Source organism: Streptococcus sp. SN-1 (assembly GCF_041154385.1).
In the GTDB taxonomy this organism is placed as follows: domain Bacteria; phylum Bacillota; class Bacilli; order Lactobacillales; family Streptococcaceae; genus Streptococcus; species Streptococcus mitis_CT.
This window is the reverse complement of the sequence record NZ_AP028929.1, coordinates 501601-515703: the sequence shown is the minus strand read 5'-3', so window position 1 is coordinate 515703 and position 14103 is coordinate 501601. Positions and strand designations below refer to the sequence as shown.

Annotated in this window: 11 protein-coding genes; 2 read left to right on the top strand and 9 right to left on the bottom strand. The window is 43.8% G+C overall.

The features are described 5' to 3' along the window. Nucleotides 1-263: 263 nt before the first annotated feature. Both ACAM22_RS02270 and ACAM22_RS02265 read left to right on the top strand, forming a co-directional pair. Nucleotides 264-1718: a sucrose-6-phosphate hydrolase gene (locus ACAM22_RS02270; protein WP_369606886.1), complete on the top strand. Its 1455-nt coding sequence runs from the start codon at nt 264-266 to the stop codon at nt 1716-1718. Then, complete coding sequence (locus ACAM22_RS02265; RefSeq protein WP_369606885.1) at nt 1699-2664, top strand: LacI family DNA-binding transcriptional regulator; 966 nt, start codon at nt 1699-1701, stop codon at nt 2662-2664. The genes ACAM22_RS02270 and ACAM22_RS02265 overlap by 20 nt, the downstream gene beginning before the upstream one ends. Before the next feature lie 231 nt (nt 2665-2895). On the opposite strand, the gene ACAM22_RS02260 is transcribed toward ACAM22_RS02265, so the two are convergent. From ACAM22_RS02260 to ACAM22_RS02220, 9 genes are all read right to left on the bottom strand, one after another. Next, nucleotides 2896-4170: a hydroxymethylglutaryl-CoA reductase, degradative gene (locus ACAM22_RS02260; protein ID WP_261050521.1), complete on the bottom strand. Its 1275-nt coding sequence runs from the start codon at nt 4168-4170 to the stop codon at nt 2896-2898. Continuing rightward, entirely contained in the window at nt 4170-5342 is a 1173-nt protein-coding gene (locus ACAM22_RS02255) for a hydroxymethylglutaryl-CoA synthase (protein WP_261050584.1), read from the bottom strand. The genes ACAM22_RS02260 and ACAM22_RS02255 overlap by 1 nt, the downstream gene beginning before the upstream one ends. A 113-nt stretch (nt 5343-5455) precedes the next feature. Next, on the bottom strand, nt 5456-5905 hold the full coding sequence (locus ACAM22_RS02250) for a threonine/serine exporter family protein (RefSeq protein ID WP_049550918.1): 450 nt from the start codon (nt 5903-5905) through the stop codon (nt 5456-5458). Nucleotide 5906: 1 nt separating this feature from the next. Further along, nucleotides 5907-6665: a threonine/serine exporter family protein gene (locus tag ACAM22_RS02245; RefSeq protein WP_261050523.1), complete on the bottom strand. Its 759-nt coding sequence runs from the start codon at nt 6663-6665 to the stop codon at nt 5907-5909. 88 nt (nt 6666-6753) lie between these two features. Next, nucleotides 6754-8655: a Stk1 family PASTA domain-containing Ser/Thr kinase gene (pknB, locus tag ACAM22_RS02240; protein WP_369606884.1), complete on the bottom strand. Its 1902-nt coding sequence runs from the start codon at nt 8653-8655 to the stop codon at nt 6754-6756. Next, nucleotides 8652-9392, bottom strand: coding sequence for a Stp1/IreP family PP2C-type Ser/Thr phosphatase (locus tag ACAM22_RS02235; protein WP_153192268.1), 741 nt, complete (start codon nt 9390-9392; stop codon nt 8652-8654). Before ACAM22_RS02235 ends, pknB begins: the two co-directional genes overlap by 4 nt. 14 nt (nt 9393-9406) lie before the next feature. Next, nucleotides 9407-10720: a 16S rRNA (cytosine(967)-C(5))-methyltransferase RsmB gene (rsmB, locus tag ACAM22_RS02230; RefSeq protein ID WP_369606883.1), complete on the bottom strand. Its 1314-nt coding sequence runs from the start codon at nt 10718-10720 to the stop codon at nt 9407-9409. Then, nucleotides 10713-11648, bottom strand: coding sequence for a methionyl-tRNA formyltransferase (fmt, locus tag ACAM22_RS02225; RefSeq protein ID WP_101784412.1), 936 nt, complete (start codon nt 11646-11648; stop codon nt 10713-10715). The genes rsmB and fmt overlap by 8 nt, the downstream gene beginning before the upstream one ends. A gap of 12 nt (nt 11649-11660) precedes the next feature. Beyond that, the gene (locus tag ACAM22_RS02220; RefSeq protein ID WP_261050526.1) at nt 11661-14057 is read right to left on the bottom strand and encodes a primosomal protein N'; all 2397 of its coding nucleotides are present in this window, start codon (nt 14055-14057) and stop codon (nt 11661-11663) included. Nucleotides 14058-14103: the final 46 nt, after the last annotated feature.

The window sequence follows — 14103 nt, the reverse complement described above, 5'->3', positions numbered from 1 at the left end:
TCTATCCACTTAGTGGACACGCTTTAGATTGATTGTTTTTGACTCTTTTATCAGGTATTCCTTGAAAAAATAAGTTTAAAATCTTGGTTTAAAAGGATTTCGCTTCATTTTCTTTCATTTTTTGTAGATAGATGATTGATTTTCTAGTTTTTATTTGTGATAAACGTTTGACAGTTTTTTCTCTTTTTTAACATAAAAGGCTTGCATTTTTTATCGAAAACGGTTACTATTAAAAGTGATAAGATTTTTGGAGGAATGAAAGAATGGAATGGACAACTGAGCGTCGTTACAGACTTTATCAAGATTGGACGCAAGAAGAAATTAAGAATATTAAGGAAAATATGGCACAATCTCCATGGCATACTCATTACCATGTTGAGCCAAAAACAGGACTTCTCAACGACCCAAATGGCTTTTCTTACTTTGATGGAAAGTGGATTGTTTTTTATCAGAACTTTCCTTTCGGTGCCGCCCACGGTTTGAAATCTTGGGTGCAATTGGAAAGTGAGGACTTAGTTCACTTCACGGAAACTGGTGTCAAAGTTTTGCCTGATACTCCATTAGATAGCCACGGTGCCTACTCTGGTTCTGCCATGCAGTTTGGCGATAACTTGTTCCTATTTTATACAGGAAATGTTCGTGATGAAAACTGGATCCGTCACCCTTACCAGATTGGAGCTTTGATGGATAAGGATGGCAAGATTACAAAGATTGACAAGATCTTGATCGACCAGCCAGCAGACTCTACTGACCACTTCCGTGATCCGCAAATTTTTAACTTCAAGGGCCAATACTATGCTATCGTCGGTGGACAGGACTTGGAGAAAAAAGGCTTCGTCCGTCTCTACAAGGCTGTAGACAACGACTATACAAACTGGCAAGCCGTTGGCAACCTTGACTTTGCTAACGACCGTACTGCCTACATGATGGAATGTCCAAATCTGGTCTTTGTAGGGGAACAACCTGTCCTTCTCTACTGCCCACAAGGATTGGATAAGAAAATTCTAGACTACGATAATATCTTTCCAAATATGTATAAGATTGGGGCTTCCTTTGACCCTGAAAATGCTAAAATGGTAGATGTATCTCAACTTCAAAACATGGACTATGGTTTCGAAGCCTATGCAACTCAAGCCTTCAACGCTCCTGATGGACGTGCTCTAGCTGTTAGCTGGCTTGGTTTGCCAGATGTTTCTTACCCTTCTGACCGTTTTGACCACCAAGGAACCTTCTCTTTGGTCAAGGAACTCACTATCAAAGACGGCAAACTCTACCAATACCCAGTCGCAGCTATCAAGGACCTTCGTGCTACTGAAGGAACTTTCTCAAACCGTTCCAAAACCAATAACACTTACGAACTCGAACTCAGCTTGGAAGCTAATAGCCAGAGCGAGATTGTCTTACTAGCTGATCAAGAAGGCAAGGGACTTTCCATCAACTTTGACCTTGTAAATGGTCAAGTGACAGTGGATCGTAGCCAGGCTGGTGAACAGTATGCCCAAGAATTTGGAACTACTCGTTCTTGCCCTATCGACAATCAAGCTACTACTGCAACGATTTTCATCGATAACTCTGTCTTTGAAATTTTCATCAATAAAGGAGAAAAAGTATTTTCCGGTCGTATCTTCCCACATGCGGACCAAAATGGGATCCTCATCAAATCTGGAAACCCAACTGGAACTTACTATGAATTAGATTATGGTCGCAAAACTAACTGATGTCGCCAAACTTGCAGGCGTCAGCCCTACTACCGTTTCTCGGGTTATCAATAAAAAAGGTTATCTCTCTGAGAAAACCATCCAAAAAGTCAATGAAGCCATGCGAGAATTGGGCTATAAACCCAACAACCTGGCTCGCAGTCTACAAGGAAAATCAGATAAGTTAATCGGTTTGATTTTCCCCAATATTTCTAACGTTTTCTATGCAGAATTGATTGATAAGCTGGAACACCAACTCTTCAAAAATGGTTATAAGACCATCATCTGCAACAGTGAGCATGACTCTGAAAAGGAACGCGAGTACATCGAAATGCTCGAAGCCAATCAGGTGGACGGCATCATTTCAGGTAGTCACAACTTGGGAATCGAAGACTACAATCGCGTGACGGCACCGATTATTTCCTTTGACCGAAACCTGTCACCAGATATTCCTGTCGTCTCCTCTGACAACTATGCTGGTGGGGTTCTTGCTGCCCAGACCTTGGCTAAGACAGGCGCCCAGTCTATCATCATGATTACAGGGAATGACAATTCAAATTCTCCAACTGGACTACGCCACGCTGGTTTTGCTTCTGTACTCCCAAAAGCTCCTATTATCAATGTTTCCAGTGACTTTTCTCCAGTCAGAAAAGAAATGGAAATCAAGAATATCTTGACCCATCAAAAACCAGATGCCATCTTTGCTTCGGATGATTTGACTGCTATTCTAGTCATTAAAATTGCTCAAGAACTAGGCATTTCTGTCCCGGAAGAGCTCAAGGTCATCGGCTACGATGGTACCTACTTTATCGAGAATTACTACCCTCATTTGACGACTGTGAAGCAACCTATGAAAGAGATTGCCCAACTCACTGTTGATCTCCTCTTGCAGAAGATCGAAGGTAAAGAAGTTGCGACAACTGGTTACTTTTTACCGGTTACTCTATTACCAGGAAAAAGTATTTGATACTCTTCGAAAATCTCTTCAAACCACGTCAACGTCGCCTTGCCGTAGATATGGTTACTGACTTCGTCGGTTCTATCCACAACCTCAAAACAGTGTTTTGAGCTGACTTCGTCAGTCTTATCTACAACCTCAAAGCAGTGCTTTGAGCAGCTGCGGCTAGCTTCCTAGTTTGCTCTTTGATTTTCATTGAGTATAAGCACAAGAAAACTCAGACCAATTCGTCTGAGTTTTTTATAATCTTAAATTTTCGAGATAGCGCTGGGCTGTCTCTAGGTTAAAGGTTTTATCTGCTATGAGGCGCTCAACTAGGGGAGCAACTTCAGACTCACTAGCACCTGCTAGGAGAGCCAAAGATTTGGCCTGCAATTTCATGTGACCTTGCTGAATCCCTGTACTCACCAAGGCTTTGAGGGCCGCAAAGTTTTGGGCGAGACCGATAGACACGATAATCTGAGCTAATTCTTTGGCAGAAGGATTTCCCAGTAATTCATGACTAAGGGCTACACGAGGGTTGAGACCGATAGAGCCACCTTTGGTCGCTACAGGCATAGGTAGGATCAGCTCACCGATCAATTCTTCTCTTTCAACGTCCAGTGTCCATCGACTAAGACCTTGATAACGGCCATCTCGACTGGCAAAGGCATGGGCTCCAGCTTCGATGGCACGCCAGTCATTACCAGTGGCAATCAACATGGCATCAATACCGTTAAAAATTCCTTTATTGTGGGTAGTGGCTCGATAAGGATCAGCCTGTGCAAATTGGCTAGCCAAAGCTATTTTCTCCGCAATCTCTCGTCCTTTGTCCTTCTGGCGGCTCAAGTAGCGAAAGGCGATGCGACAGCTTGCTGTCACCAGAGAATCGGTCGCGTAATTAGACAGAATTCCCATGAGACTCTGTCCCTGACTGAGTTCTTCTAATATTGGTTTCAAGGCTTCCAACATGGTGTTGAGCATATTGGCTCCCATGGCTTCCTGGGTATCGACATGAAGATAAACGACTAGAAAGTCTGTTTCGCTTTTGAGCTGTTCTACATGTAAATCACGCGCCCCACCCCCGCGTTTAACAATGGAAGGATAGGCTTGATTAGCAAGCTCCAAGAGTTCTGCCTTCTTGCTGGCAATCTTCTCTAGCGCTTGTTCAGGATCAGCAACTTGATAAAGGGCTACCTGCCCAATCATCTTGCGCTCATGGACTTGAGCAGTAAAACCGCCTGCTCGCTTGATGATTTTGCTGGCATAGCTGGCCGCAGCAACCACAGAGGGCTCTTCCGTCACATAAGGAACTGTGTATTCCTGACCATTGACAAGAACCTCTGGAACCAGCGAATAAGGCAGAGAAAAAGTTCCCACTACATTCTCACTCAGCTGGTCTGCCACAGTCACACTCATCTGTTCATCCTGCTCCAAACTCTCTTGTCTCTCAGGACTAAGGAGCGCCTGAGCTTTTAACAGCTCGAGGCGCTCTTGGTATGATTTTTTAGAAAATCCATTCCAACTTATCTTCATTATTTTTCAACCTTGCTATAACGGCGTTGGTGGTCCACAATTTCAACCAAGGCAAAATCTTGATTTTCATAGCCAGCAAACTGGGCAGAGTTTGTTTCATCTAAGTCTACTTCCTCAAAGAAGACTTTTTCATAGTCTGCAACGGATAGGGCAGTTCGTTGGTTGAGTTTGTTCAAGCGGTCTTTATCTAGATATGCTTCATATCCTTCAACCAATTCACCACTGAAGAACTCAGCCACAGCACCACTTCCGTAACTATAAAGGGCAATTTTATCCCCAGCCTTCAAGCTATCTGTATTTTCCAAGAGAGACAAAAGTCCAAGGAAAAGTGAACCTGTGTAGATATTCCCCACCTTTTGACTGTAGAGAATAGACTGGTCAAAATGCTTTTGCAAGAGGTCTTTTTTCTCTTGAGGCAAGCTCTTATCCATAATTTTTTTCAAGCCTTTTAGCGCTAATTTAGGATAAGGCAAGTGGAAGCAAACCGCCGCAAAATTATCCAAAGTAAGCTGGTAGCGTTTTTGGTATTCAAGCCAAGTCGTTTTCAAACTATCCAAGTATTGTTGGGTAGAATAAACACCATTTACATAAGGGGTTGTTGAGTAATTTGGACGCCAAAAATCCATGATATCACGAGTTTGAGCCACATTGTCATTATTAAAGGCCATAATGCGTGGATTTTGTGTAATCAACATAGCCACACTTCCAGCACCCTGAGTTGGTTCTCCTGGAGTTTCAATACCATATTTGGCAATATCACTGGCAATGACCAAGACTTTGGACTCTGGAGAATTTTCCACATGTAATTTGGCATAATGGAGAGCAGCTGTCGCACCATAGCAAGCTTCTTTAATCTCGAAACTACGAGCAAAGGGCTGGATACCCAGCAAACCATGAACAAAGACGGCTGCAGCCTTACTCTGGTCAATTCCTGACTCGGTAGCTACAATGACCATATCGATTTCTGATCTTTCTTGCTCAGTTAAAATAGAGTCACTTGCACTGGCTGCCAAGGTCACAATGTCCTCAGTTAGGGGCGCAATACTCAATTCCTTGAGCAAGAGTCCTTTACTTAATTTTTCAGGGTCAATTCCCCTCGCTTCTGCTAAGTCTTGTAATTTCAAGACATATTGACTGGTCGCAAAACCAATCTTATCAATACCGATTGTCATATTTACCTCTGTTTTATCATTCATTGTAAAAAATCGTTCTATACTATTTTATCACAAATGGCAGTAAAAGAGAGAAAAAAGACTTGATTCACCAAATCAAGTCGCTTAGTAATCTAACTATTATGCTGTTTTCGTAAGTAAGAATAAAGTCTGAGAATCACTGTTCCACTAGCCATTCCAATAGAAATCACCAGAGCCAACATGACAACTAAAGTTGCACTGGCAATGGCATGACTATAATCCCCTGTCACAAAAAAGGCAGTTGTTCGATAGGAAAGATAACCCGGAACCAGAGGTGCCAAGATTGCTAAGATAAAGACTACAGCAGGAGTCTTATAAAGGATACTCAAAATCTGGCTGACACATGAACCGATAATGGCCGCAATGAAGGTAGCTACAATGACATTGGTCGGTTCTTTAAGTAAGAGATAAATTAGCCAGACAGCCATGCCCAAAATCCCTCCAGGTAAGAGCATAGAGCGTTGCACATTGAGTACGATTAGAAAAGTGATAATAGCAAGAAGACTTGCCACTGCTTGTAATAAAAAGGTTGTTAGTGTCATATTAGTTCATCAATACCAAGGCGACAGAAGTTCCCGCCCCTAAAGCAAGAGTAATGAGCAGGGATTCAAACATCTTGCTCATACCAGAGTTTATGTGGTTAGTCATAATATCACGGACCGCATTGGTCAAGGCAATTCCTGGTACAAAAGGCATGACCGCACCAGCTATAATCAAATCTGCCGTTGAAGGAAAGCCTGTGTAGCGAGCCCAAAACTGGGCTATCATCCCAAAGACAAAGGCTCCAGCAAAGGCCGTCACAAAGGGAATTCGGATAAATTTTTCCACATAAAGGGAAAAGGTAAAACCAAATAAGGTAGCCACTCCTGCCCCAAGTGCGTCGTAAATATTTCCACTAAACATAACCGAAAAGAAAGGAGCACTAAAGGTAGCAGCCAGAGTTACCTGCAACTTGGTATAAGGAAGGGGTTGGGCTTGCAAGGCCGTCAATTGCTTGAAGGCTGTCTCTAAATCAATCTTCCCCCCAACCAGCTGTCGAGAAATCTGGTTCACATCGCAGACTTTTTCAATGTTATAAGAAGAGGAAGTCACGCGCTTCATACGCGAAATATTGGTATTTTCAATCGAGAAAAAGATAGCGGCAGGCATGGCAAGAACATTACAATCCATAATCCCCTGCGAATGCGCAATACGAATCATGGTATCTTCTACACGATGAATCTCTGAACCACTTTTGAGAAGAATAGTTCCAGCTAACATAATCACATCGATGACGGCATTTAATTCTTTTGATTCTTCCATGCTTTCCTCCTTTTATCAACTCCCTCTATTCTATCACAAATCCGGACTCAAAAAAAATCTTTGCCATGAAATCATGACAAAGATTCGTTTAATCACGTGAATTTTCGTGGTTGCCTTCACTACTTGATTGAGTATTAGCAGGTGCATTCTCTCGTTGATTTCCTTGTTGGTTCCCCTGACTTGGTGTTGTAGTAGAACCTTGGTTTCCACGTTGGGCTGGTGCCGATGATGACGTTGACGGCGGTGTTTTTGGCTTGTAGATTGAAATCTTGACACGCGTCTTAGTCAAATCAACCTTTTCACCTGCTTTTGGACTCTGTTCAACGACTGTACCTTCAGCAGTTCCAGCGGGAGCTGTCGACACTTCTACAACTTCAATATTGGCTTCTTTAATACCGACAATTTGAACGAGATTGTTTTTAGTAAATTCAAGACTAGATCCTGTATAACTTGGCATGGCAACGCTGGTTACTTTCTTAGCAACGGTTAAGGTAATCGTTGATACCTTGCTTAAATCATAGGTTGTACCGGCAGCTGGACTCTGTCTGAGAACAGTTCCTGCTTCACTCTCACTTGATTCTTCTTCCTCGATCTTGATGAGATTTTCAGGAACCTTCTTCTGCTTGAGTTCTGCGATAACATCTGTCGATTTACGGCCGATATAGTTACTCAATTGGAAAGATTGCTTGCCTGATGAGACAACCAAATTGATTTTCGTTCCTTCTTTTCGACCAGTTCCAGCGTCAGGATCTGTACGAATAATCCGCCCTTCTTCCACCTTTTCACTAGCCTCTGATTTCTCCTCGCCAATCTCAAAATTGGCTTTCTTGAGAGTTTCCTTGGCCTCCGCAACTGTCTGACCTGCCACATTTGGAATAGCAATGGTTGCAGGAGTTCTGGATAGTATCCAAACAAGAGAAGCTGCTACCAATACAATGCTGGCCAACAAAATCATATAGCGAACTCTAAATTTCCGTTTCTTAACAGGCTTGGTTGCGTAATCGTCTTCTGAAACCTGCTGACTCGGCTTCGCAGCCTGTGGCTTCGGACTTTGTGTTTGTACCTTAGGAATCGAGGTCAGAGTACTCTGGGATACCTTTGGTAGAGTCTTGGTGTCTGCCTTAGTAGTATCATTAAATACCAGTTTAGGCTCATTGCGACGATTGTAAGACAAGCTACTAGACAAGTCTACATACATCTCTGCAACTGACTGATAACGATCTGTCAATTTCTTGGCAGTTGCCTTGATGACAACATTCTCCAAAGCCTGAGGCACAGATGGATTTTCAGCTATAACTGACGGCAGTGGTTTCTGGAAATGCTGAAGGGCGATGGTCACCGCACTATCCCCGTCATAAGGGATATGGCCTGTCAGCATCTCATAGAAAATAATCCCCATGGCATAGATATCACTCTGTACAGTCGCCTTAGAACCACGCGCCTGCTCTGGTGACAAGTAATGAACTGACCCCAACATTGAGTTTGTCTGAGTAAGGCTTGTCTCTGCAAAGGCTACAGCAATCCCAAAGTCTGTGACCTTGGCAGTCCCATCTGGTGTCAAAAGGATATTTTGAGGTTTCAAGTCCCTATGGACAATTCCTCTAGTATGGGCCAAACGCATAGCCAAGAGAATTTGTCCCATAATACGGACTGCTTCTTCATTAGAAAGAGGATAGTGTTCCTTGATATAGCGTTTGAGGTCTAGTCCAGCAACATACTCCATTGCAAGATACTGTTGACCGTCTTCCTCACCAATATCTGTTATCCGAACGATATGAGGATGGTCTAGATCTGCCATAGCTCTCGCTTCACGCTGAAAACGAGCTACAGCTATCGGGTCCGTCTGGTAGTTGGTCCTCAGGACCTTCACTGCCACTTCTTCTCCGTCTAGAATTAAATCCTTGGCCAAATAGACATCCGCCATGCCTCCTCGGCCAATCTGTTTCACAATCCGATAGCGTCCGGCAAAAATCTTGCCGATTTGGATCATTCTGCATCCTCCTCGTTCATAGAAACAAGGGCAACCGTAATGTTGTCTAAACCTCCTGCATTGTTAGCAAAACGCACGAGCGTCGCTGTTTTATCTGCCAAAGGAATATCACTAGTTACAATATCACAAATCTCACTGCCTGAAATCATGTTGGTCAAACCATCACTATTGAGCAAGAGATAGTCTCCTGGCTCAAGGGTAATCATTCCAAAATCAGGTTGAATTTCATCTTTTTGACCGATAGATTGAGTAATAATATTTTTCTGTGGATGACTGGCTGCTTCTTCTGGCGTCAATTGACCAGCCTTGAGCAATTCATTGACCAAAGAATGGTCGCTCGTTAACTGATGGTATTCTTCCCCACGAATCAAACCGATACGAGAATCTCCAATATGAGCATAGATAGCCTGATTACCAATAATAGCAACAGCCTCAAGAGTTGTTCCCATTCCTTTATAGGCATCATCTTGTCCAAGTTGATGAATCTTTTGATTTTCAATTTCTAAGTAATTGGCGAACCATTCACGCACTTCATTGACTGTATCAATCTGGGTGTCAACCCAAGCTATACCTAGGTCTGTTACCGCCATTTCACTGGCGATATTCCCTGCGCGATGACCTCCCATCCCATCAGCTAAAATAATCATAGTACGTCCAGCTCTATTGACATAGTGGTTGACATAGTCTTGGTTATTTGTTCGTTTCTGACCAACATCTGTTAATAATGAAATTTCCATGTGTCAGTTCCTTCCTAATCCGATATCTTACGAAATTGACTGATGAAGAATCCATCACTTCCATACAATTCAGGTGTAATGAGGATACAGCCGTCTTTCATGATATCCTTACATTCATGTTCTAGTTTTACCTGCTCGAACTCAGGATGACTTTCTAAAAACGCCTCAACGACTTGGAAATTCTCCTCTGAGACAATAGTACAGGTACTATAAGTTATTATACCACCTTTGCCTAGTGTTTGACAAACACTACCTAATATTTCTAGCTGAATTTCCTGCAAGGACGCGAAATCTGCCGTTTCTTTATTGTATTTGATGTCTGGTTTTCGGCGCAAAAGACCTATTCCTGAACAGGGAGCATCTACCAAAATCTTATCAAATGAATCCTGACCAAAAAACTCATGCACCTTTCTGGCATCTAATTTTTGCCTTTGAACCCGATCTGCAACCCCTAAACGCTCCGCATTTTCTTGGATTAAGTCCAACTTGTGATCGTAAAGGTCCAGAGCAGTAACCTGACCTGTCGTGAGATAAGAGGCTATATGGGCTGTTTTCCCACCCGGAGCCGCACAGGCATCTAGAACCTGCTCATTGCCTTGTAAATCAAGCGTCGGAGCAACCAGCTGACTGGACTCGTCTTGGATGGTAATGGCTCCCTCCGCAAACAAATCATGGCCTGCAAAATGCCCCTGCTCCTTAACCAAACCAGAAGGAGACAAGGATGAATCACTGGCCTCCAACAAGGTTTGGATTTCCTCTTTTCGGCTTAAATCAGTCACACGAATACTGGCTTTGTTTCGCACCAAAAGGCTTTCAAAAATAGCTTGCGCTCGCTCTTCTCCGTATTCTTCCTTAAGTTTAGACACCAACCAAACCGGAAGGGAATAGGCAATGGAATCACGCTTGTTTTTTCGTTTGATGCTAGCAATATCTGGCCACCCTTCACGCAAGATACGGCGAAGGACGGCGTTGACCAATTTTTCACTGCCTTTTTTACGGACTTTGGCCAATTCTACTGCTTCATTGACCACAGCATGGTCTGGGATCTTGTTCAAATAGCGGATCTGGTAGGCACTCATGAGAAGAAGGACATAAAGCCAACTGTCTAACTGGTCTCTGTCTTCGATAAAGTGTGATAGATACCATTCTAAGGTGAGTTTGCGGGCTACCGTTCCATAGACCAGCTCGGTTACCAAACCCTTGTCTGCTGCAGAGAGCTGACTTCCCTTGAGATGCTTATTTAAGGCGATATTTGAGTATGCTTGATTGATAAAGACATCTTCTAATACCGCTAGGGCTAAACTTCTAGCCGTTTCTACTTTAGTCACCAAATCGTTCTCCTACAGTCAATGTACGTCCAACTCCGTTGAGGAAGGAAGCAATGTCCATCTTAGGTTTACCCGCTGGCTGCACTTGTTTGAGAGATAAAGCTCCTTCTGCCGTTGCAACAATCAATTCTTTCTTGCCAATAGAGAGGATCTCACCTGGATTTCCCTGACCTTCTACAGCTAGAGCTTCATAAATCTTAAAGCGGTCGCCCTTAAGGAAAGTATGGGCAACAGGCCACGGGTTCATCCCACGGATCTGGTTAAAAAGTTGACGATTGGTTTTGTTCCAGTCCAGTTTTTCTTCCTCTGGCTTGATATTTGGCGAGAAAGTAACCTGACTTGGATCCTGTGGTTCAGGTTTGATTTCCCCAGCAATATAGGCCGGCAGAGTGTCTAAAAGCAAAGCGCGACCAACTAACGCTAATTTCTCAAACAAGGTGCCAACATTGTCCTCATCCATGATTGGAATACTGCGACGAGAAATCATATCTCCTGCATCCATTTCCTTAACCATTTCCATAATGGTCACACCAGCTTCCTCATCACCTTGAATCAAGGCATAATGGATAGGCGCACCACCACGATGTTTAGGAAGGAGGGAAGCGTGAACGTTGATCGCAAAATCCATGCTATCAAGGAGTTTACTTGGGAGAAACTGCCCAAAAGCAGCAGTCACAATTCCATCTGCTCCTAGCTTCATAATAGCTTCCATCTCTGGACTTCCAGATAATTTTTCAGGTTGATAGATAGGAAGACCTGCTTCCTTGGCAGCCTGCTTGACTGGTGTTTCTTGGATAACTTTTTTACGGCCTACAGCACGGTCTGGCTGGGTCACAACGGCTAGAATTTCGTAACGGTCATCTGTCAAAAGTCCTTTTAAGACTGTTGCTGAAAAGTCGGGGGTCCCCATAAAGATTAATTTTGTCATATCTTCTCCTTCTTATAAAAATTGCTGTGGCTCATGGTCAATGCTGAGACGGAGCTCACTATTTTCCCGTTCTTGAGTCAGGGCCAAGACCTGGTTAAGGGTCGGCCCCAGCTCATCTTCTAAACGGTATTTAATTAAAATCTGGTAATGATAGAGGTTGTGGGTACGGGCAATCGGTTTGGGCGTTGGCCCGAGGATGTTACTGGTTTCAGACAAACCTGACCGCAAAATATTCATGACTTCATAAGCACGTTTGACAACCTCTTCTTCCTTCTTGTGAGAAAGGGTAATGCCAATGGTGAAATAGTAAGGTGGATAGCCTAGTTGTCGTCTGATACCCATTTCATAAGCATAAAAGCCTTCGTAGTCCTGGTCTTTTGCAAATCGAATAGCGTAGTGCTGAGGATTGTAAGACTGAATCAAGACCTGCCCAGCTTTTTCAGCACGTCCTGCCCGACCTGCCACCTGAGTCAAGAGTTGAAAGGTTCTTTCAGAAGAACGGAAATCAGGCAAATTCAAGGCCGTATCTGCATTGAGCACTCCGACTAAGGTAACATTGGGAAAATCCAATCCCTTGGCAATCATCTGAGTACCTAGTAAAATATCTGCTTCCCCTCGACCAAACTGGTCAAGCAGAGCTTGATGGCTACCTTTCTTACGAGTCGTATCCACATCCATGCGCAGAATGCGAGCCTGGGGAAAGAGTTCTGCCAGCTCGTCATAAGCCTTCTGAGTTCCTGTCCCATAGTAACGAATACTTCGGCTCTTACAGTTAGGACAGACCTGAGGAATGTCCTTAGAAAAGCCACAATAATGGCAGTTCATGGTCTTGGTATCCATGTGCAAGGTCAAGGAAATGTCACAGTTAGGACAAGTATCCACAGTTCCACACTCCCGACACATAACAAAGCTAGAATAGCCACGACGATTGAGCATGAGAACTACCTGCTCTTTTTTAGCTAGACGGTCCTGAATAGCTTCTAACAAAGGTGGCGTAAAGTTTGACGTCTCATTTTGTCCGATATAGTCCCGAAAGTCAATCACTTGAACCTCAGGGATCCTAGCTAAAGGATTGGCGCGTTGGGTCAGACGTAAATGTTGATAAACGCCTTTTCCAGCACGCGCCCGGCTTTCCAGACTTGGTGTCGCAGATCCAAGAACCAGGGCCGCTTGATTATACTGGGCCCGTAAAATGGCCACTTCTCTAGCATGGTAACGGGGATTGCTGTCCTGCTTATAAGTCGCTTCATGCTCCTCATCAATAATCATAACACCTAGATTTTTCAGCGGAGCAAAGATGGCCGATCTGGCGCCAACAACAACTTGGGCGTCTCCACGCTCGACCTTGCGCCATTCATCATACTTTTCACCATTGGACAGGCCTGAGTGAAGAATGGCCACTTTCTCACCAAAACGAGCAATAAAACGCTCCGTCATCTGTGGAGTCAAGGAAATCTCAGGCACCAGCAAAATAGCTGTCTTGCCCTTGTCCAAAGCTCCTTGGATAATCTGCAAGTAGACCTCGGTCTTCCCACTTCCTGTAATCCCTTGAAGGAGGAAGGGAGGCTGATGACTGCCAATCGCACTGACAACCGCATCACGCGCCTGCCTTTGTTCTGGATTCAACTCCAAAGGCTGACTTGCCTCAATGCCTTCAAAATAAGCAGCCGAGCGTTGAACTTCCTTTTGGACTATGGTAACAGCACCTTGTTCCACAAAAAAGTTGACTTGCTCCCGCGAGTAGGACTCTAACAAACTAGCCAAGGGAGCACTCTCAGGATGAGACAGCAAATAACCTCTCAATTCCAACTTTTTCTTGGCGCGTGTAGAAATCTCTACACTTTCTAATTGAGCAAGGTCTACCTCATACCAAGACTGGGTCTTGACCTTCTTTTGATCAATCGCCTGATATTCTAGACCAAGCAGGCCTTTTCTAGTCAAACGCATCATTTCAGCTTGTTTATCTAAATCTAGAGAAGAAAAGGCAAGCGAATCTTCTGAACCAAACAAGCGCTCTCGGTCTTCCTGACTCAGACCTGCCTTAGGATAGAGAATTTTATCATAGCTAGAGTTCAGAAACCCTGGTAACATAGCCTTGAGGATAGAGATTTTATAGGAAAAGACGGACTTGCGGAGCTCTTCAGCTAGCCAGAGTTGTTCTTGCGTGAGAACAGGAGAAAAATCCAGTACCTCTGCAATATCTTTTAAATCTTGCTCCATCTCTTCTTCATCTGGTTGGGACTCCAAACCAAGAACAATCCCTTGAATCAGGCGATTGCCCTTACCAAAAGGCACATGAACCCGCATCCCAACTTCCAGCATTCCCTCAAACTCCTCAGGAATCCTGTAACTATAGGGCTGGTCCGTCTGCATCAAAGGCACATCTACAATAATCTTGGCTATGGCCATCTTCTCACCTCCTCCTTGTCAGTACATTCTTGCAATAGAAAAAATA

Excerpts from the sequence above, each read along its gene's own strand:
- ACAM22_RS02270 (WP_369606886.1), top strand. The coding sequence starts at position 264 with ATGGAATGGACAACTGAGCGTCGTTACAGACTTTATCAAGATTGGACG.
- ACAM22_RS02265 (WP_369606885.1), top strand. The coding sequence starts at position 1,699 with ATGGTCGCAAAACTAACTGATGTCGCCAAACTTGCAGGCGTCAGCCCT.
- ACAM22_RS02260 (WP_261050521.1), bottom strand. The coding sequence starts at position 4,170 with ATGAAGATAAGTTGGAATGGATTTTCTAAAAAATCATACCAAGAGCGC.
- ACAM22_RS02255 (WP_261050584.1), bottom strand. The coding sequence starts at position 5,342 with ATGACAATCGGTATTGATAAGATTGGTTTTGCGACCAGTCAATATGTC.
- ACAM22_RS02250 (WP_049550918.1), bottom strand. The coding sequence starts at position 5,905 with ATGACACTAACAACCTTTTTATTACAAGCAGTGGCAAGTCTTCTTGCT.
- ACAM22_RS02245 (WP_261050523.1), bottom strand. The coding sequence starts at position 6,665 with ATGGAAGAATCAAAAGAATTAAATGCCGTCATCGATGTGATTATGTTA.
- pknB (WP_369606884.1), bottom strand. The coding sequence starts at position 8,655 with ATGATCCAAATCGGCAAGATTTTTGCCGGACGCTATCGGATTGTGAAA.
- ACAM22_RS02235 (WP_153192268.1), bottom strand. The coding sequence starts at position 9,392 with ATGGAAATTTCATTATTAACAGATGTTGGTCAGAAACGAACAAATAAC.
- fmt (WP_101784412.1), bottom strand. The coding sequence starts at position 11,648 with ATGACAAAATTAATCTTTATGGGGACCCCCGACTTTTCAGCAACAGTC.
- ACAM22_RS02220 (WP_261050526.1), bottom strand. The coding sequence starts at position 14,057 with ATGGCCATAGCCAAGATTATTGTAGATGTGCCTTTGATGCAGACGGAC.